This is a genomic window from Cellulomonas cellasea (genome assembly GCF_006538745.1).
In the GTDB taxonomy this organism is placed as follows: Bacteria; Actinomycetota; Actinomycetes; order Actinomycetales; family Cellulomonadaceae; genus Cellulomonas_A; species Cellulomonas_A cellasea.
The window spans coordinates 21,867-40,566 of the sequence record NZ_BJLR01000032.1; the positions used below are offsets into that span (position 1 = coordinate 21,867).

Here is an 18,700-nt window from a genome sequence, read left to right on the forward strand (position 1 = left end):
GGACCGCCGCGGCCGCCGCGTCCCCCACGGCCGCCGCGACCCCCCAGGCACGCGCCACCGCCCCGGCACGCGCCACCGCCCCGGCGCCGACCCGCCGCCGGGCCGGCGCGAGCGTCCCCACGCCCCCGCCGGCGCCGACGGGTCCGCCCATCGGCCGCATCCCGGTCGTCGACGTCTCGCCCGTCGTCGAGGCCGGCCGGTGGCCCGCGAAGGCCGCGGTCGGCGAGGCGGTGCCCGTCCGGGCGACGGTGTTCCGCGAGGGGCACGACGCGGTCGCCGCGACCGCGGTGCTCGTCGGGCCGGACGGCCGAGACCGCGCGAGCGCGCGCATGGTGGACATCGCCCCGGGCCTCGACCGCTTCGAGGCCCGTCTCGTGCCCGACGAGCCCGGTCGCTGGGGCCTGCGCGTCGAGGGCTGGTCCGACCCGTACGGGACGTGGCGCCACGACGCCGAGATCAAGGTGGCTGCGGGCGTCGACACCGAGCTCATGCTGACCGAGGGCGCGCTGCTGCTCGAGCGCGCCGCGGCCCGCACCGGCGCGGAGAAGGTCCCGGCGAAGGCCGCGCGCGTGCTGACCGACGCCGTGACGGCGCTGCGCGACACCGCCCGCCCGCCCGCGGCCCGGCTCGCCGCCGGAGTCTCCCCCGAGGTCCGCGCGGTGCTCGACGCGTACCCGGTGCGCGAGCTCCTGAGTCCCTCGCCGGTGTACCCGCTCGTCGTCGACCGCCCGCTCGCCCTCGCCGGCTCCTGGTACGAGCTGTTCCCGCGCTCGCACGGCGCGGTGCACGACCCGGCGACGGACACGTGGACGTCGGGGACGCTGCGCACGGCCGCCGAGGAGCTGCCGCGCATCGCCGGGATGGGCTTCGACGTCGTCTACCTGACGCCGATCCACCCGATCGGCACGACGCACCGCAAGGGCCGCAACAACTCGCTCACGACCGTCCCGGGCGACCCGGGCTCGCCGTACGCGATCGGCTCGAAGGACGGCGGGCACGACGCGATCGAGCCGAGCCTCGGGACGTTCGAGGACTTCGACGCGTTCGTCGCGCGGGCGAAGGGCCTCGGCATGGAGGTCGCGCTCGACGTCGCGCTGCAGTGCTCGCCCGACCACCCGTGGGTCGCCGAGCACCCCGAGTGGTTCACGACGCGCGCCGACGGCTCGATCGCGTACGCCGAGAACCCCCCGAAGAAGTACCAGGACATCTACCCGCTGAACTTCGACAACGACCCCCAGGGCATCGCCGCGGAGATCCGGCGCGTGCTGCAGGTCTGGATCGACCACGGGGTCACGCTGTTCCGGGTCGACAACCCGCACACCAAGCCGCTGCCGTTCTGGGAGTGGCTGCTCGCGGACGTCCGCGCCGCGCACCCCGACGTGATCTTCCTGTCGGAGGCCTTCACGCGGCCCGCGATGATGCTCAACCTCGCGCGCATCGGGTTCCACCAGTCGTACACGTACTTCACGTGGCGCAACACCAAGGACGAGCTCGAGGAGTACCTCGCGGAGGTCTCGGGCGAGCAGGGCTCGTGGATGCGGCCGAGCTTCTGGCCGACGACGCACGACATCCTGCCGCCGTACCTGCAGCACGGCGGGGTCGCGGGCTTCGCGGTCCGTGCGGTGCTCGCGGCGCTCGGCGCCCCGACGTGGGGCATCTACTCGGGTTACGAGCTCGTCGAGAACGTGCCCCGGCCCGGCGTCGAGGAGCAGATCGACAACGAGAAGTACGAGTTCCGGCCGCGCGACTGGTCCGTCGCGGACGGCCTCGGGATCGCCACGCTCCTGCAGCGGCTCAACGAGATCCGGCGCGCGCACCCCGCCCTCCAGCAGCTCCGGAACCTGACCGTCCACCCCACGAACGACGACGCGCTCGTGTGCTTCTCTCGCCACCTCGACGCCGAGCACTCGCCGACCGGGCGCGCAGACACCATCATCGTCGTCGTGAACCTCGACCCCCACAGCACCCGGGAGGGTCTCGTGCACCTCGACCTGCGCGCGCTCGGCCTCACGCCGAGCGCCGAGGAGCCCCACCAGTTCGTCGCCCACGACGTGCTCTCCGACGAGACGTACGCGTGGGGCGAGCAGGTCTGGGTCCGGCTCGACCCGTACGTCCGCTGCGCGCACGTGGTGCAGGTGGGCGCGTGACCGCCGGGTCCCACGTCGGCCGCGCCCCCGCGCCGACGACCGGTCAGATCGCGATCACCGCGCTCCCCCCGCGCCGCCAGCCGGCCGTCCCCGCGTCCGCGGTCGCCGAGTCCGGCTCGCGCCCGGGGCTCTCGGACGACCCGGACTGGTACAAGACCGCGGTCTTCTACGAGGTGATGATCCGCTCGTTCTCGGACTCGACGGGCGTCGGCAGCGGCGACCTGCGCGGGCTGATCGCGCGGCTCGACTACCTGCAGTGGCTCGGCGTCGACTGCCTGTGGCTGCCGCCGTTCTACCCCTCGCCCATGCGCGACGGCGGGTACGACGTGTCGGACTACACCGCCATCGCCCCGCAGTACGGCTCGATCGCGGACTTCCACGAGCTCGTCGACGAGGCCCACGCGCGCGGCATGCGCATCGTGGTCGACCTCGTGATGAACCACACGAGCGACGCGCACCCGTGGTTCCAGGCGTCGCGCGCCGACCCGAAGGGCCCCTACGGCGACTTCTACGTCTGGAGCGACGACAACACGCGCTACCCGGACGCGCGCATCATCTTCGTCGACACCGAGACGTCGAACTGGACGTTCGACCCCGTGCGCCGGCAGTACTTCTGGCACCGGTTCTTCTCCCACCAGCCGGACCTCAACTTCGAGAACCCGCGCGTCGTGGAGTCGATGCTCGACGTCGCGCGGTTCTGGCTCCAGCTCGGGGTCGACGGCTTCCGGCTCGACGCCGTGCCGTACCTGTTCGAGGCCGAGGGCACGAACTGCGAGAACCTGCCCGAGACGCACGCGTTCCTGCGGCTCCTGCGCCGCACGATCGACGCCGAGTTCCCGGGGCGCATCATCCTGGCCGAGGCGAACCAGTGGCCCGAGGACGTCGTGCACTACTTCGGCACCGAGGAGGAGCCGGAGTGCCACATGTGCTTCCACTTCCCCGTGATGCCGCGCATCTTCTACTCGATCCGCGACCAGCGGGCGAACCAGATCGTCGAGATCCTCGCGGACACCCCGGCGATCCCGAAGGGCGCGCAGTGGAGCACGTTCCTGCGCAACCACGACGAGCTGACCCTCGAGATGGTCTCGACCGAGGAGCGCGCGTCGATGTACGGGTGGTACGCGCCCGACTCGCGCATGCGCGCCAACGTCGGGATCCGGCGCCGCCTGTCGCCGCTGCTCGACAACTCCCGCAAGGAGATCGAGCTCGCGCACGCGCTGCTGCTCTCGCTCCCGGGCAGCCCCTGCCTGTACTACGGCGACGAGATCGGGATGGGCGACAACATCTGGCTGCACGACCGTGACGCGGTCCGCACCCCGATGCAGTGGACCCCGGACCGGAACTCGGGCTTCTCGACGGCCGACCCCGGGCAGCTCTACCTGCCCGTGAACCAGTCGCTCGTGAGCCACTACGGCCACGTGAACGTCGAGGCGCAGCTCGCGCAGCCGACGTCGCTGCTGCACTGGATCCACGGCATGCTCACGGTCCGCCGTCAGCACCCGGCGCTCGGCAAGGGCGAGTTCGAGGTCGTGCCGAGCTCGAGCGAGGCGGTCCTGACGTTCCTGCGCACGAGCGCGGAGGAGACGCTGCTCGTCGTGGCGAACATGGCGGCGACCCCCCGGTCGACGACCGTGACGCTCGACGGGTACGCCGGCGCGGAGCTGCGCGACGTCTTCGGCGGCGCGCAGTTCCCCGACGTGACGGCCGACGGCACCGTGCAGATCACGCTCGGCTCGCGCGAGTTCTACTGGCTGACGCTCGCGCCGGGTGGCTCGGCGGGGACGGCAGGAGGATGACGATGGCGGTCACGGACCACGAGCCCACCGACGACGAGGTCGTGCGGCTCCTCGCCGACTGGCTGCCTGACCGCCGGTGGTTCCCGGTCAAGGGCGCGGACGCGAGGCTCACGGCGGTCGGCGGGCTCACGCTCGCCGACCCGCGCGGGGAGGCGCGCGTGCGCATCCTGCTCGTGCGCGCCGAGGCGCCGGGGGTCGACACCGTGCTCCAGGTGCCGGTGACGATGCGCCCGGACCGCACCGCTGCCGACGACGGCCCCACCCCCGGTGGTGCCCGCCCCGGGCAGGCAGGGCCGGCGTGGATCGGCTCGGTCGGCTCACCGCCGATGCACGTGCGCGACGGCGTCGGGGACCCGGCGTTCCTGCGGGCGTGGATGTCCGCCGCCGAGGGGCCGCGTCCGCCGGTCGACGCCGAGCACGCCCGCGTGCTCACCGGCGAGCAGTCCAACACCTCGGTGATCATCCCTGCGAGCGACCCGGCGGGCGCGCCGGACGAGGGGCCGGCGGCCTCGGCGGAGTCGCGCCCCCCGGGCGCCGGCGACGCGACGCACGGTGCCGCGATCCTCAAGGTCTTCCGCGCGCTGGCCCCCGGCGACAACCCCGACGTCGACGTCCCCCGGGCACTCGCGCGCGGCGGCTGGGTGCACGTGCCCCGGCCGCTCGGCTGGCTCGAGGCGCAGTGGCCCGAGGACGGCTCGCTCGTGCACGGGCACCTCGCGGTGCTCAGCGAGTTCGTCGACGGCGCGCAGGACGGCTTCGAGCTCGCGTGCGCGATGGCCGAGCGGGGCGAGTCGTTCGCCGACCTGGCGCGCGACCTCGGCTCGGTCGTCGCGGGGATGCACGCCGCGCTGGCGTCCGCCCTGCCGACCACCGACCCCGGGCGTGCCGACGAGCGCGCGGCGGCGACCGCGGACGCGGTGCGCGCGCGCTACCGGTGGGCCTCGGGCCGGAGCTCGCGCAGTACGCCGACGGCGTCGAGGCGCTCGCCGCCCGCACCGCCCGGCTGACCGACCTGCCGGCGCCGCAGCGCATCCACGGCGACCTGCACCTGGGCCAGGCGCTGCGCGCGCACGACGAGTGGTTCGTCACCGACTTCGAGGGTGAGCCGCTCGCGCCCGTCGCGGCGCGCACACGCCCGGACCTCGCCCTGCGCGACGTCGCGGGCATGCTCCGCTCGTTCGACTACGCGACCGCCGTCGGCCGGGGGCTCGAGACCGCCGGGACCGGCGACGACTCCTGGGCCGACGACGCGCGCGCCGCGCTGCTCGCGGGGTACGTCGAGGCGTCGTCGGGGTCCGCGGGCGGCGGGGCGGCGCCGCACACCGAGGACGTGCTGCGGGCGCTCGAGCTCGACAAGGCGCTGTACGAGGCGGTGTACGAGGCCCGCAACCGGCCCGCGTGGCTGTCGATCCCGCTGCGGGCGGTCGCGCGGCTCGTGGGCTGAGGGCCCGGACGGGGTCCGGCGGCACCGCTCAGGCGAGCGTCGCCAGCTCCTGCGCCGACACCTCACCAGCGACCTCGGGGGGCAGCCGGACGCCCGAGTGCCGCGGCGCGAGCTCGCTCTGCAGCACGAGCGCCGCGGCTCCGACGGCGGCCGCCTCGGGCGCGTTCGTCGAGATCGTGACCCGCACGGGGTGGCTCGCGCGTGCGAAGAACGAGCGGCTCAGCTGCTCCTGCACCGCGGGCAGGTAGAGCGACCCCGCGAGCGCGAACGCGGGCCCGGTCAGCACGACGAGCTCGAGGTCCATCACGTTGGCCAGGGTCTGGGCCGCGACGCCGAGGTAGCGGGCCGACCTCGCGAGGATCTCGGCCGCGACGGGGTCCCCGCTCAGCGCGGCGCGGGCGACCGCCGCGAACTGCGCGGACACGGGCCGGTCGGCGCCGCCGAGGTCGAGGCCGCGCGCCTGTGCCTGCGCGACGACGGCCGCCGGCCCCGCCAGGGCTTCGACGCACCCCCGGCTCCCGCACCAGCACTCCGGGCCGTCGATGTCCACGCAGATGTGCCCGACCTCGCCCGCGTTGGAGCTCGCGCCGCGGTACACGGTGCCGTTGACAAGGATGCCCGCGCCGATGCCGGTGCCCATGTAGAACGCGGCGAACGCGGACGTGGTCTCAATGCCGCCGGCCCAGTACTCGCCGATCGCGGCGGCGGTCGCGTCGTTGTCGAGCAGGACCGGCACGCCGACGGCGTCCTCGAGCGCGTCGCCGAGCGGGAAGTCGGCCCAGCGCCGCATGTTGGGCGGGGTCAGCACCATGCCGACCGACGCGGTGATGGGCCCGGGCGAGACGACGCCGAGCCCGAGCACGCGCGTGCGGTCGATGCCGACGCGCGTGATCATGCCGTCGATCTCGGCGGCGATGCGCGCGACCACCTCGCGGGGGTCGTCGGCGCCGGCGCCGGGCTTGCGCCAGCGCGCGACGACCGCTCCCCCGAGGTTCGCGAGCACGTAGGTGATGCCCGCGTGGTCGAGGTGCACGCCGACGGCGAACCGCGCGGACGGGTCGAGCTGGAGCAGCATGCGCGGCTTGCCGCCGGTCGACTCGGCGCGCCCGGCCTCGACGACGAGCCCGTCGTTCATGAGGCGGCGCACGACGGTCGAGATCGTCGCGCCGGTCAGGCCCGTGGCCCGCGTGAGCTCGACGCGGCTGATCGTGCCCGCGGCGCGGATCACGTCGAGGATCGCCGCGCGGCTGCTCGTGTGCGCCATCCCGAGGTTGGCACTGCTCACGCTGGCTCTCCTGTCTGGTGCTGGGCGGTCGCCCCGGCCGTCGGCGCGCCCCTGCCCGCGTCCCCAATGTAACGATCGGGCGTCGGGGTGAGACCGGGACGACACGCGGATTGACTTACTTTGTTCGGCTGCCTAAGAATGCCACACAGAGCGGGGTCGACCGACGCCCCCGCCGGGCAAGGACCGCCCACCCCCGCCGGCACGCCGAGGTGCCGGGCCGAGAGAGGATCAACGATGTTCCCTCACGCACGACGCACGCGACTGCTGGCCGTCGCCGCGATCGCCAGCACCGTCGCTCTGACCGCCGCCTGCTCGGGCGGCGGTGAGTCCGCGGAGACCAACGAGGACGGCACCCCCTCCGGCGACCTCCTGGTCCTCACGTGGCGCACCGACCTCCTCGAGGACGGCACGTTCGACGAGTACGCCGAGCGGTTCAACGAGGAGTACCCCGACGTCACCGTCGAGTTCGAGGGCCTGACGGACTACGAGGGCGAGGTCCGCACCCGCATGAACACCGAGGACTACGGCGACGTCCTCGGCGTCGTCGGAACCGTCACCCCCGACCAGTTCCCCGACTTCTTCGAGCCCCTCGGCGACGTCGAGGAGCTCGAGCAGGAGTACCGCTTCCTGCGCGACAAGGCGTTCGAGGGCAAGGCCTACGGCATCCCGGTCGTCGGCAACACCCAGGGCATCGTCTACAACACGACCGTCTGGGAGGAGGCCGGCGTCACCGAGCCGCCGACCACGCCCGCGGAGTTCGTCGACGCGCTCAAGGCCATCAAGGCGAACGACCCCGAGGTCGTCCCGCTCTACACGAACTACAAGGACGGCTGGCCGCTCACGCAGTGGGAGGGCCACCGCGGCGAGATCACCGCGAACCCCAACTACGTCAACGAGATGGCGCAGTCCGACGCACCGTGGACCGAGGGCACCGACCACTACGTGATCGACTCGCTCCTGTGGGACGTCGTCAACCAGGGCCTGACGGAGAAGGACCCCACCACGACGAACTGGGAGGAGTCCAAGAGCCTCCTCGCGAACGGCAAGATCGGCTCGATGGTGCTCGGCTCGTGGGCCATCCAGCAGATGCAGCAGGCCGCTGAGGACGCCGGCACCGGCGCGGACACGATCGGCTACCTCCCGTTCCCGCACCAGGTCGACGGGAAGTTCTACGCGCAGGTCGGTGGCGACTACAACCTCGCGATCAACAAGAACTCGGACAACAAGGTCGCGGCCCGCGCCTGGATCGACTGGTTCAACACCGAGTCCGGCTACGCCGAGGCCAACGGCGGCCTGTCGCCGCTCAAGGAGGGCCCGACGCCCGAGACCCTCAAGGACTTCGAGGCACTCGGCGTCGAGTACCTCGAGCTCACGCCGGCCCCCGCCGGCAAGGAGAGCCTGTTCGCGGACATCGACTCGGAGTCCGAGGTCGGCACCAACACGCCCGACTACCGCCAGCGGATCGTCGACGCCGCGCGCGGCGCCTCGGGCGAGACCAAGGACGAGATCTTCGAGGACCTGAACTCGAAGTGGGCGGCCGGTCGCGCCGCCGTCGGGGGCTGACGGACCGGCTCGGTCCAGGACGAGGAGGTCGGTGACCCGTGGTGACAGGGCAGGAGAGCGTGCGATGGCCGGCGTGAGCGACGTGGTCCGGGCGGAAGCCGCCGGGACGAGGAACGAGGCCGGCCTGCTGCCTGCCACCGCGAGGAAGCCGCGCGGCGGGTGGGGCTGGCGAGGGACACCGTACGTGTTCCTCGCCGTCCCGCTCGTCCTGCTGGTGGTGTTCACCTACCTGCCGGTGGTGAACATGTTCTGGTACTCCCTGACGTCCTGGGACGGGCTCGACAAGACCAAGGAGTTCGTCGGGCTCGACAACTACGTCGCGGTGTTCACGCGGCCCGAGCTGTTCCGGGTCTTCTACGTGAGCCTGTACTACTTCGCGGCGTCGTTCGTGCAGATGGCGCTCGCGCTGTACTTCGCGACGGTGCTCAGCTTCAGCACGAGGTTCCGGAACCTGTTCAAGGGGATCCTGTTCTTCCCCTACCTGATCAACGGCGTCGCGATCGCCCTGATCTTCGTGTTCTTCTTCAAGCCGGACGGGACGCTCGACTCGATCCTGGCGCTGTTCGGCGCGGAGAACCTGCAGCAGCAGTGGCTCGGCAACCCGGACATCAACAACATCTCGCTCGCGAGCACGTCGGTGTGGCGGTACATGGGCCTGAACTTTGTGCTGTTCCTCGGCGCGATCCAGTCGATCCCCGGCCAGCTGTACGAGGCGGCGGAGCTCGACGGGGCCAGCCGGTTCCAGCAGTTCCGGTACATCATCGCGCCGAGCATCAAGCCGATCATCGGCCTGTCGTTCATCCTGGCGATCTCCGGGAGCCTCGCGGTCTTCGAGATCCCGTTCATCATGACCGGCGGCGCGAACGGGACCGCGACGTTCGTCATCCAGACCGTCGACATGGCGTTCGAGAGCCTCAAGGTCGGTCTCGGCTCCGCGATGGCGGTCATCCTGCTCGTCATCGTGCTGGTCGTGACGTGGGTCCAGCGCAAGGTCGTCCCCGAGGAGAAGGTGAACCTGACGTGAGCTACGTCGCCAAGACCACCAAGTACGCGACGCTCGTCCTCGCGTGCCTCGTGACGCTGCTGCCCATCTCGGTGATCGTCATGGCGTCCCTCAAGACGAACCAGGAGTTCTACAACACGGGCCCGTTCGACGCCCCGGGGAACTGGCTCAACCTCGAGAACTACGTGACGGCGTTCACGCGCGGCAAGATGGTGCAGGGCTTCGCCAACACCGCGTTCATCCTGCTGTTCTCGGTGGTCGGCACCATCCTGATCGGGACCATGGCGGCCTACGCGATCGACCGGTTCGAGTTCCGGCTCAAGAAGACCGTGATCGCGCTGTTCCTGCTCGCGACCCTCGTGCCGGGCGTCACGACGCAGGTCGCGACGTTCCAGATCGTCAACAACCTCGGGCTGTACAACACCCGGTGGGCCGCGATCGCGCTGTTCATGGGCACCGACATCGTGTCGATCTACATCTTCGTGCAGTTCCTGCGCGGCATCCCCAAGGAGCTCGACGAGGCCGCCACGCTCGACGGCGCCAACCACCTGACGATCTACCGGACGATCATCCTGCCGCTGCTCAAGCCGGCGATCGCGACGGTCGTCATCATCAAGGGCATCGCGGTGTACAACGAGTTCTACACGCCGTTCCTGTACATGCCGGGGCGCGATCTCGGGGTCATCTCGACGTCGCTGTTCCGGTTCAAGGGACCGTTCGGGGGGCAGTGGGAGGTCATCGCGGCGGGCGTGATCATCGTGCTGATCCCGACGCTGCTGGCGTTCCTCGCGCTGCAGAAGTACATCTACAACGGCTTCACGTCGGGCGCGACGAAGTAGCGACGGCTCCGCGGTCCTCGACCGCTGCCGCACGGGCAGCCGACCGGGCGACGACGGAGGCCGGGCACGCCCGAAGTGCCCGGCCTCCGTCGTCCCCGCAGTGGCTCAGCCCACGCGCGTCGCCCGGACCAGCACGAGCCGCTCGGAGAAGAGCACGGGCGCCTCGACGCCCACGTCCTCCAGCACCCGCCCGGGCAGCGTGACGCCCTCCGGCGTCCACCACGGCAGGTGCAGGTACCCGCTCGCGACACCGTCGACGACGTGCGCCGGTGCCTGCGGGCGCACGAGGTACAGCGCGTCGGGGTCGAGCCCAGGCAGCGGCAGGCGGCCCGTCGGGCTCTGCGTCGACGTCGCGGTCGCGACGACGGCGAACAACGCGTCCGAGCCGTCCTGCGCGACGACCCCGTGCACCCCGTAGGCCGGGTCGGCGACGTCCGCGTGCACCGACGTGCCGGTGTGCAGCAGCCCGCGCAGCTCCTTGTACAGCGCGATCCACTCCGCGAGCTGCGCCCGCTGCGCGTCGTCGGCCTCGCGCAGGTCCCACTCGATGCCGAGGTGCCCGAACAGCGCGGTCCCCGCCCGGAACTCCAGCGGGTGCCGCCGCCCGGTGCTGTGCGCGGCGCCCGAGCCGACGTGCGCGCCGAGGATCTCGTAGGGCACGAGCAGGTTCGTCCACCGCTGGATCTGCTGGCGCTCGAGGGCGTCGATGCAGTCCGAGGTCCAGACCCGGTCGGTCCGCTCGAGGATCTCGAGGTCGACGCGCCCGCCGCCCGACGAGCAGGACTCGATCTCGACCGCGGGGTGCCGCCGGCGCAGCTCGTCGAGCAGCCGGTAGACGGCGAGCGTCTGCGCGTGCACCCCGGCGGTGCGCCGCGGCCCGTGACCGGCGTCGACGAGGTCGCGGTTGTGGTCCCACTTGAGGTACGCGATCGGGTACTCGGTGAGCAGCGCGTCGAGCCGCTCGAGGATGTAGGCGGACGCCCCGGGCTCGGCGAGGTCGAGCACCTGCTGGTGGCGCGCAGCGCGCGGCAGCCGGTCGGACGCCTGCAGCATCCACTCGGGGTGCGCGCGGGCGAGGTCGGAGTCCGGGTTGACCATCTCGGGCTCGACCCACAGCCCGAACTCCATCCCGAGCCCGCGCACGTGGTCGACGAGCGGTCCCAGGCCGTCGGGCCACACGTCGGCCGAGACGTACCAGTCGCCGAGGCTCGTGGTGTCGTCGCGGCGCCCGCCGAACCAGCCGTCGTCGAGCACGAACCGCTCGACGCCGACGGCCGCGGCCGCGTCGGCGAGGTCGGTGAGCCGGCCGAGGTCGTGCTCGAAGTACACGGCCTCCCAGGTGTTCGCGACGACCGGGCGCGGGGAGCGCGGGTGGTGCGCGCGTGCCCGGAACCAGCGGTGGAACCGCGCGGAGACGTCGTCGAGCCCGCGCCCGTACGCGCCGACGACCCAGGGGCTCGTGTAGCTCTCCCCCGCGCCGAGCCGGACCTCCCCGGGCAGCAGCAGCTCGCCGCCCCCGAGCAGGCCCGGGTTGTAGTGGCTGCGCTCGGCGAGCGTCCGGTGGTTGCCCGACCACGCGGTGTGCAGCCCCCACACCTCGCCGCGGCGGTTGCCGAAGCCGGGCGTCCCCGCGGCGAGCAGGAACGCGGCGTCGTAGCCGGTGCGCCCGCGGCGGTTCTCGCGCAGCCGGGTGCCGTGCGTGAAGTCGGTGCGCTGCGGGCTGCGCTCGCGCAGGTGCCGGCCGGTGAAGTCGAGCAGCTCGGTCGCGCGCGCCGGGACGGGCAGCGTCAGCAGCAGCCCGTCGAGCGTGAACGTGCCGTCCCCGGTGCTCGTCACCCGGGCGCGCTCGCGCACGAGCCCCGAGGCGGTGAGCTCCAGCACGAGCCGGAGCCCGAGCCCGGCGGACGCGTCGTCCGCGTCGACCACGAGCACGCTCGAGCCCGTCGCGTCCGCCGGCGTGGCGAGCGCCGCGCGCCGGACCGCGAAGGCGGTCGAGAAGTCGGCGCCGTCCCGGTGGCCGGTGAGCCCGGGCGTCCCGAGGAAGCCCGCGGACTGCTCGGGCAGCACCGCGATCTGGACCTCGCCGTCAACCGGGAACCCGAGCGGCACCGGGCGGGACGCGAGCGCGAGCGCGCCGAGCGAGGCGTCGGAGAGCGCGCCCAGGTCGGCGCCCCAGTGCAGCACGCGGGGCAGCGTCCCGCCGGTGAGGTCGACGACGAGGCTCACCCCGGCGGCGCGCAGGTGCACGACCCGGTCGTGCGGGTCGTGCGCGCCCTCGGGCGGGCCGGTGGGCGGGAACGTCAGGGACAGGGCCTCGGCGGCATTCACGGGACAACCAGCTCCTTCGCGGGTCTGTGGTCGGTCGGTGCTCGGGTCGTGCTCGGGTCGACGGTCGTGCCCGACTGCGGGCTGCCCGGGGCTGCCGGGCTGATCGACGGTCGGTTGACTTACTTTGTTCAGTTGCCTAAGAATTGCCCCACCAGGGTACCTGCCTCGACGACGCCGCTCACGCGGCCACGTCGTCCGACGGGCGCACGCGACGATGCGTGCACCGCGCGCGGGACCTCCGAGACCCAGGAGCGGGCCGACGATGATCACGCAGGATCTGCACGAGGGCTGGACGCTGCGCGCGGCAGGCGGCCCCGTCCCCGACGCGATCGCCGGCCGGACGATCCCCGCGACCGTCCCCGGGAGCGCGCACACCGACCTCCTGGCCGCAGGCCTGATCCCGGACCCGTACCTCGACCGCAACGAGGCCGAGCTCGTCTGGGCGCACCGGGCCGACTGGCAGTACGACCTGACCCTCACGACGCAGGAGCCGACGCCCGACGAGCGCGTGGACCTGGTCTTCGAGGGCCTCGACACGGTCGCCACCGTCTCGCTCGACGGCGCCGTCGTCGCCCGCACCGCGAACCAGCACCGCTCCTACCGCGTCGACGTGCGCGAGGGCCTGACCTCGGGCGAGCACGCGCTCTCGGTGCACTTCCGCTCGGCGCTCGAGCATGCCGAGGCCGAGCGCGAGCGCCTCGGCGCACGGCCCGCCGCGTACGACCACCCGTTCAACATGGTCCGCAAGATGGCGTGCAGCTTCGGCTGGGACTGGGGCCCCGACCTGCAGACCGCCGGGATCTGGAAGCCCGTGCGGCTCGAGCGCTGGCGCACCGCACGCCTCGCCCAGGTCCGCCCGCTCGTGACCGTGGACGCGACGGGGACCGGCCACGTCGACGTGCACGTCGACATCGAGCGCTCGGGCCTCACGAGGTCCGACGACGCGACGCTCGTCCTGCGCGCGACCGTGCGCGACGCCGAGGCGACCCTGACCCTCGACGCGGGTGCGACGTCCGCGGTCGTCCGGCTCGAGGTGCCCGACGCCCCGCTGTGGTGGCCCGCCGGGCACGGCGCGCAGCCGCTCAGCGACCTCGACGTGACGCTCGACGTCGCCGACGCCGGCGGGGCCCCGGGCGGCGCGCCGCTCGACAGCTGGCACCGACGCATCGGCTTCCGCACGGTCGAGCTCGACACGTCGACCGACGAGCACGGCACCGCCTTCACCTTCCGGATCAACGGCCGCCCGGTCTTCGCCAAGGGCGCCAACTGGATCCCCGACGACCACTTCCTCACGCGCATCACCCGCGAGCGCCTCGCCCGCCGCGTCGACCAGGCCCTCGGGGCGCACCTCAACATGCTCCGCGTCTGGGGCGGCGGGATCTACGAGACCGAGGACTTCTACGACGTCTGCGACGAGAAGGGCATCCTCGTCTGGCAGGACTTCCTCCTCGCGTGCTCCGCGTACCCCGAGGAGGACCCGCACTGGTCCGAGCTCGAGGCCGAGGCCCGCGAGAACGTCGCGCGCCTCACCCCGCACCCCTCGCTCGTGCTGTGGAACGGCGGCAACGAGAACCTCTGGGGCTTCATGGACTGGGGCTGGCAGGAGAAGCTCGAGGGCCGCACGTGGGGCCACCGCTACGCCACCGAGCTCTTCCCGCGGGTGGTCGCCGAGCTCGAACCGACGCGGCCCTACTCCGACGGCAGCCCGTACTCCCCCGGCTTCGCGCTCGACGTCGTGCACCCCAACGACCCCGACCACGGCACGCACCACGAGTGGGAGGTCTGGAACCGGGTCGACTACACCGCCTACCGGGCGGACGTGCCGCGGTTCTGCTCGGAGTTCGGCTTCCAGGGACCTCCGGCGTGGTCGACGCTGCAGCGCGCGGTGCGCAACCCCGACGGCACGCCGCTCACCAAGGCCGACCCCGTCTTCCTGCTGCACCAGAAGGCCGAGGACGGCAACGGCAAGCTCGACCGCGGCCTCGCGCCCCACCTCGGGGTTCCGGAGGACTTCGCCGACTGGCACTGGGCCACCCAGCTCAACCAGGCCCGCGCCGTCGCGTACGCGATCGAGCACTACCGCTCGTGGTGGCCCCGGACCGCGGGGGCGATCGTCTGGCAGCTCAACGACTGCTGGCCGGTGACGTCGTGGGCCGCGGTCGACGGCGACGAGCGACCCAAACCGCTCTGGTACGCGCTCCGCAACGCGAACGCCCCGCGGCTGCTCACGGTCCAGCAGCGCGACGGGCACGAGGCGCTCGTGGCCGTCAACGACACCGCCGACCTGTGGCGCGCGACGATGCACGTCTCGCGCCAGCGTCTCGACGGCACCCCGCTCGCGGAGGCGACGATGGACGTGCGCGTCGGCGCCCGCTCGGTGACCGCGCTGCCCCTCCCCGCCGACATCGCGACGCCCGACGACCCCACCGCCGAGGTCCTGGTGGCGCGGCTCGACGGGGTCCTGACGGTGCACACATGGGTCGAGGACGTCGACCTCGCGCTCGACCCGGCTCCGCTCGAGGCCACCGTGACGGGCGTCGAGGGCGGCTACCGGGTCGACGTCGTGGCGCGCTCGCTCGCCCGCGACGTGACGATCCTCGCCGACCGCGTCGACCCGGCGGCGACCGTCGACGAGGCCCTGATCACCGTGCCGGCCGGCGGACGCGCGTCGTTCCGCGTGCGGACGAGCGCCCCGCTCAGCGCCGCGGACCTGACCGCACCGGCGGTGCTCCGGACGGCGAACGACCTGGCACCCCTGCGCGCGGCCGTCGAGACCCCGGCCTGACCGGCGTCGACCCGGAGGGGCGGCGGGGCGGTGCGCACCGGCAGGTCTAGGCTGGCGGACGTGAAGAGCAGGGCGGACGCCGTCGGACTCGTGCTGGCGCGCCCCGCCCGCATGCTCGGTCTCGAGCCCTTCTTCATGGAGCTCATCGCCGGGATCGAGGAGACGCTCGCCGCCGACTCGCGCTCGCTCCTGCTGCACGTGGTCCCCGACCACGAGGCCGAGATCCGCGCGTACCGGCGCTGGGGCCAGGGCGAGATGGTCGACGCGGTCGTCGTGGTCAACCTCGTCGACGACGACCCGCGCCTGCCCGTGCTCGTCGAGCTCGGGATCCCGACGGTCGTGGTCGGCGGCCCCCGCGGTGACCTGCCGTTCTCCAACGTCTGGATCGACAACGCGCAGGTCACGCGCGACGCCGTCCGGCACCTCGTCGCGCTGGGGCACCGCGACATCGCCCGGGTCAGCGGCCCGCACGCGCTCGCGCACACCCAGGACCGCACGCACGCCTTCGTCGGCGAGTGCGAGCGGCTCGGCGTGCACGGCACGGTGCTCGAGGGCGACTACACCGAGGCGTCGGGCACACGGGCGACGCGCGCGCTGCTCGGCCGCCGGGGCGCCCCGTCCGCGATCGTCTACGACAACGACGTGATGGCCGTCGCCGGGCTCGGCGTGGCCGGCGAGATGGGGGTCCCCGTCCCCGAGCGGCTGTCGCTCGTCGCCTGGGACGACTCGGCCCTGTGCCGGCTCGCGCACCCGCCGCTGTCCGCGATGAGCCTGGACGTGCACGCGATGGGCACCCAGGTGGCCGACTGCGTGCTCAACGTCGTCGCCGGCGGGCCCGTCACCTCCTACGAGGCGAAGCTCCCGCGCCTCGTGACGCGCGGCACGACCGCGGCCTTCGCCCCGGCACCCGCAGCGGACTGAGCGCCGGGCGGTGCGGGGCTCCCACGGACCCGCGCGGCGACCGACTTCCCTGCCGATCGGGCCCTGACCAGCGACGCGACCGCGGCGGGACGCCGTGTCCCATGCGGGCCGAGCCCGCTGGTGGTTGGGTAGGGACATGAGCCGATCGGACGACCTCCCCAGCGTTCCCGTGTCCTCGGACGTCCTCTCCGCCGTCGCGCACGGCACGTCCCACGACCCGCACGCGGTGCTCGGCGCTCACGTCGGCGACGGCGGCGTGACCGTCCGCGCCCTGCGTCCGCTCGCCGACGCGGTGGTCGTCGTCACCGACCGCGGTGAGTTCCCCGCGCAGCACGAGCAGGACGGCGTCTGGGTCGCCGTGCTCCCGGGCGACCAGGTGCCCGACTACCGCCTCGACGTCACCTACGGCGACGTCACCACGCGGCACGACGACCCGTACCGGTTCATCCCGACGGTCGGCGAGCTCGACCGCCACCTCATCCGCGAGGGCCGCCACGAGCAGCTCTGGACCGTGCTCGGCGCGAACACCCGGACCTACCCCGGCGTGCTCGGCGAGGTGCACGGCACGTCCTTCGCGGTGTGGGCGCCCAACGCTGTCGCCGTCCGCGTCGTCGGCGACTTCAACCACTGGCACGGTGCGACGCACGCGCTCCGCTCGCTCGGCGAGAGCGGCGTCTGGGAGATCTTCGTGCCCGGGATCGGCGCGGGAGCCCGGTACAAGTTCGAGATCCTCGGCCGCGACGGCTCGTGGCGCCAGAAGGCCGACCCGCTCGCGAAGGGCACCGAGATCCCGCCGGCGACGGCGTCGGTCGTCGTCGAGTCCGCGTTCGAGTGGAACGACACCGACTGGCTCACCGCCCGCACCGAGCGCGATCCGCACACCGCCCCGATGAGCGTCTACGAGGTGCACCTCGGCTCCTGGCGCCAGGGCCTCTCCTACCGGGACCTCGCTGCCCAGCTCACCGACTACGTCCTCGAGCTCGGGTTCACGCACATCGAGCTGCTGCCCGTCTCGGAGCACCCGTTCGGCGGCTCGTGGGGCTACCAGGTGTCCAGCTACTACGCGCCGACGTCCCGCTTCGGGCACCCCGACGACTTCCGGTACCTCGTCGACACCCTGCACCGCGCCGGCATCGGCGTGCTGCTCGACTGGGTCCCGGCGCATTTCCCGAAGGACGAGTGGGCCCTCGCCCGGTTCGACGGCACCCCGCTCTACGAGCACCCCGACCCCCTGCGCGGCGAGCAGCCCGACTGGGGCACCTACGTGTTCGACTTCGGCCGCCCCGAGGTCCGCAACTTCCTCGTCGCGAACGCCACGTACTGGCTCGAGGAGTTCCACGTCGACGGCCTGCGGGTCGACGCCGTCGCGTCGATGCTCTACCTCGACTACTCACGCCAGGCCGGCCAGTGGCGACCGAACGTGCACGGCGGACGCGAGAACCTCGAGGCCATCTCGTTCCTGCAGGAGGCCAACGCGACCGCCTACCGTCGCAACCCCGGCACGATGATGATCGCCGAGGAGTCGACCGCGTGGCCGGGCGTCACCGCGCCGACGAACGCGGACGGCCTCGGCTTCGGCCTCAAGTGGAACATGGGCTGGATGAACGACACCCTCCGCTACCTCGCGGAGGCGCCGATCAACCGCCGGTACCACCACCACGAGATCACCTTCTCGATGGTCTACGCGTACTCCGAGCGCTTCATCCTGCCGATCAGCCACGACGAGGTCGTGCACGGCAAGGGGTCGCTGCTGCGCAAGATGCCCGGCGACGAGTGGCAGCAGCTCGCCGGCGTCCGCGGCCTGCTCGCGTACCAGTGGTCCCACCCCGGCAAGCAGCTGCTGTTCATGGGCAGCGAGTTCGCGCAGACGGCGGAGTGGGCCGAGGGACGCAGCCTCGACTGGCACGAGCTCGACCACGGGGGGCACCGCGGCGTGCACAGCCTCGTGCGCGACCTCAACGCGCTGTACAAGGAGCACTCCCCGCTCTGGCAGCTCGACCACTCCCCGGCCGGGTTCGAGTGGCTCACGTCCGACGACGCGGACCACAACCTCCTGGCGTTCCTGCGCCGTGACTCCGCCGGCGGTGCGGTCGCCGTGGTGATCAACTTCGCCGGCACACCCCACGAGGACTACCGCCTGCCGCTGCCCTCGGGCGGCCGCTGGCGCGAGGCGCTCAACACCGACGCCGAGGTGTACGGCGGTTCTGGCGTGGGCAACCTCGGCTCCGTCCAGGCAGAAGCCGTCCCGCTGCACGGCCGGGCGTTCTCCGCGACGCTCCGGGTCCCGCCGCTCGGGGCGCTCTACCTCGTCCCCGAGTGACCTGAACCGCCCCACGACGCACTCGAGGCGCCGGTCCCCAGGGACCGGCGCCTTCGTCGTCTCGTTCGATGGCTCGACCAGGCCAATGGGAGGCGGGGACCGGTCGGCCCATGCAACGCCTCGGCGCCCCGGCCCCACACGGGCGCGAAGCGCTGGCCTGCGAAGCGCTGGCCTGAAGCGCACGAGCCCCGGCTGGCCTCCGCAGCGCACGGAGCACCGGAGGGAAGCCGCGAGAGGCATCACCGATACCGTGCACAAAGCCCCTGGAC

General features: G+C 72.8%; 12 protein-coding genes. 10 read left to right on the plus strand and 2 right to left on the minus strand.

Translation table 11 applies throughout. The annotated features are described in order from the left end of the window. The first annotated feature begins 149 nt into the window (after positions 1–149). The 4 genes from CCE01nite_RS17060 to CCE01nite_RS22230 are packed head-to-tail and all read left to right on the plus strand — an operon-like array spanning position 150 to position 5,387. Positions 150–2,147: an alpha-1,4-glucan--maltose-1-phosphate maltosyltransferase gene (locus tag CCE01nite_RS17060; RefSeq protein ID WP_084142794.1), complete on the plus strand. Its 1,998-nt coding sequence runs from the start codon at positions 150–152 to the stop codon at positions 2,145–2,147. Then, positions 2,144–3,943: a maltose alpha-D-glucosyltransferase gene (treS, locus tag CCE01nite_RS17065; protein WP_034631867.1), complete on the plus strand. Its 1,800-nt coding sequence runs from the start codon at positions 2,144–2,146 to the stop codon at positions 3,941–3,943. Before CCE01nite_RS17060 ends, treS begins: the two co-directional genes overlap by 4 nt. Positions 3,944–3,945: 2 nt before the next feature. Continuing rightward, positions 3,946–4,950 carry a maltokinase N-terminal cap-like domain-containing protein gene (locus CCE01nite_RS17070; protein WP_246056661.1) on the plus strand — a complete coding sequence of 335 codons (1,005 nt, stop codon included), beginning with the start codon at positions 3,946–3,948 and terminating at the stop codon, positions 4,948–4,950. Further along, a complete protein-coding gene (locus tag CCE01nite_RS22230; RefSeq protein ID WP_246056662.1) occupies positions 4,878–5,387 on the plus strand; it encodes a hypothetical protein in 510 nt (169 codons plus the stop codon). Before CCE01nite_RS17070 ends, CCE01nite_RS22230 begins: the two co-directional genes overlap by 73 nt. A 28-nt stretch (positions 5,388–5,415) precedes the next feature. Here the strand turns inward: CCE01nite_RS22230 and CCE01nite_RS17075 are convergent, their stop codons facing one another. Continuing rightward, on the minus strand, positions 5,416–6,672 hold the full coding sequence (locus CCE01nite_RS17075; RefSeq protein WP_246056664.1) for an ROK family transcriptional regulator: 1,257 nt from the start codon (positions 6,670–6,672) through the stop codon (positions 5,416–5,418). A 234-nt stretch (positions 6,673–6,906) separates the two neighbouring features. Here CCE01nite_RS17075 and CCE01nite_RS17080 point away from each other — a divergent pair, with 234 nt between their 5' ends. The 3 genes from CCE01nite_RS17080 to CCE01nite_RS17090 all read left to right on the plus strand — a co-directional run bounded on the left by CCE01nite_RS17080 (position 6,907) and on the right by CCE01nite_RS17090 (position 10,077). After that, entirely contained in the window at positions 6,907–8,235 is a 1,329-nt protein-coding gene (locus CCE01nite_RS17080; protein WP_034631859.1) for an ABC transporter substrate-binding protein, read from the plus strand. A 64-nt stretch (positions 8,236–8,299) separates the two neighbouring features. After that, positions 8,300–9,259, plus strand: coding sequence for a carbohydrate ABC transporter permease (locus tag CCE01nite_RS17085; protein ID WP_141372737.1), 960 nt, complete (start codon positions 8,300–8,302; stop codon positions 9,257–9,259). Then, on the plus strand, positions 9,256–10,077 hold the full coding sequence (locus CCE01nite_RS17090; protein WP_034631839.1) for a carbohydrate ABC transporter permease: 822 nt from the start codon (positions 9,256–9,258) through the stop codon (positions 10,075–10,077). Before CCE01nite_RS17085 ends, CCE01nite_RS17090 begins: the two co-directional genes overlap by 4 nt. 105 nt (positions 10,078–10,182) lie before the next feature. On the opposite strand, the gene CCE01nite_RS17095 is transcribed toward CCE01nite_RS17090, so the two are convergent. Then, positions 10,183–12,381 carry an alpha-galactosidase gene (locus CCE01nite_RS17095; protein ID WP_052104259.1) on the minus strand — a complete coding sequence of 733 codons (2,199 nt, stop codon included), beginning with the start codon at positions 12,379–12,381 and terminating at the stop codon, positions 10,183–10,185. Between the two features lie 286 nt (positions 12,382–12,667). Between CCE01nite_RS17095 and CCE01nite_RS17100 the strand changes: the two genes are divergently transcribed. The 3 genes from CCE01nite_RS17100 (at position 12,668) to glgB (ending at position 18,431) form a co-directional block, all read left to right on the plus strand. Beyond that, the gene (locus CCE01nite_RS17100) at positions 12,668–15,190 is read left to right on the plus strand and encodes a glycoside hydrolase family 2 protein (protein ID WP_034631836.1); all 2,523 of its coding nucleotides are present in this window, start codon (positions 12,668–12,670) and stop codon (positions 15,188–15,190) included. Between the two features lie 60 nt (positions 15,191–15,250). Further along, the gene (locus CCE01nite_RS17105; protein WP_034631832.1) at positions 15,251–16,111 is read left to right on the plus strand and encodes a LacI family DNA-binding transcriptional regulator; all 861 of its coding nucleotides are present in this window, start codon (positions 15,251–15,253) and stop codon (positions 16,109–16,111) included. Between the two features lie 136 nt (positions 16,112–16,247). After that, on the plus strand, positions 16,248–18,431 hold the full coding sequence (glgB, locus tag CCE01nite_RS17110) for a 1,4-alpha-glucan branching protein GlgB (RefSeq protein ID WP_034631828.1): 2,184 nt from the start codon (positions 16,248–16,250) through the stop codon (positions 18,429–18,431). Positions 18,432–18,700 lie beyond the last annotated feature (269 nt).

Excerpts from the sequence above, each read along its gene's own strand:
- CCE01nite_RS17070 (WP_246056661.1), top strand. The coding sequence starts at position 3,946 with ATGGCGGTCACGGACCACGAGCCCACCGACGACGAGGTCGTGCGGCTC.
- CCE01nite_RS17080 (WP_034631859.1), top strand. The coding sequence starts at position 6,907 with ATGTTCCCTCACGCACGACGCACGCGACTGCTGGCCGTCGCCGCGATC.
- CCE01nite_RS17085 (WP_141372737.1), top strand. The coding sequence starts at position 8,300 with ATGGCCGGCGTGAGCGACGTGGTCCGGGCGGAAGCCGCCGGGACGAGG.
- CCE01nite_RS17100 (WP_034631836.1), top strand. The coding sequence starts at position 12,668 with ATGATCACGCAGGATCTGCACGAGGGCTGGACGCTGCGCGCGGCAGGC.
- glgB (WP_034631828.1), top strand. The coding sequence starts at position 16,248 with ATGAGCCGATCGGACGACCTCCCCAGCGTTCCCGTGTCCTCGGACGTC.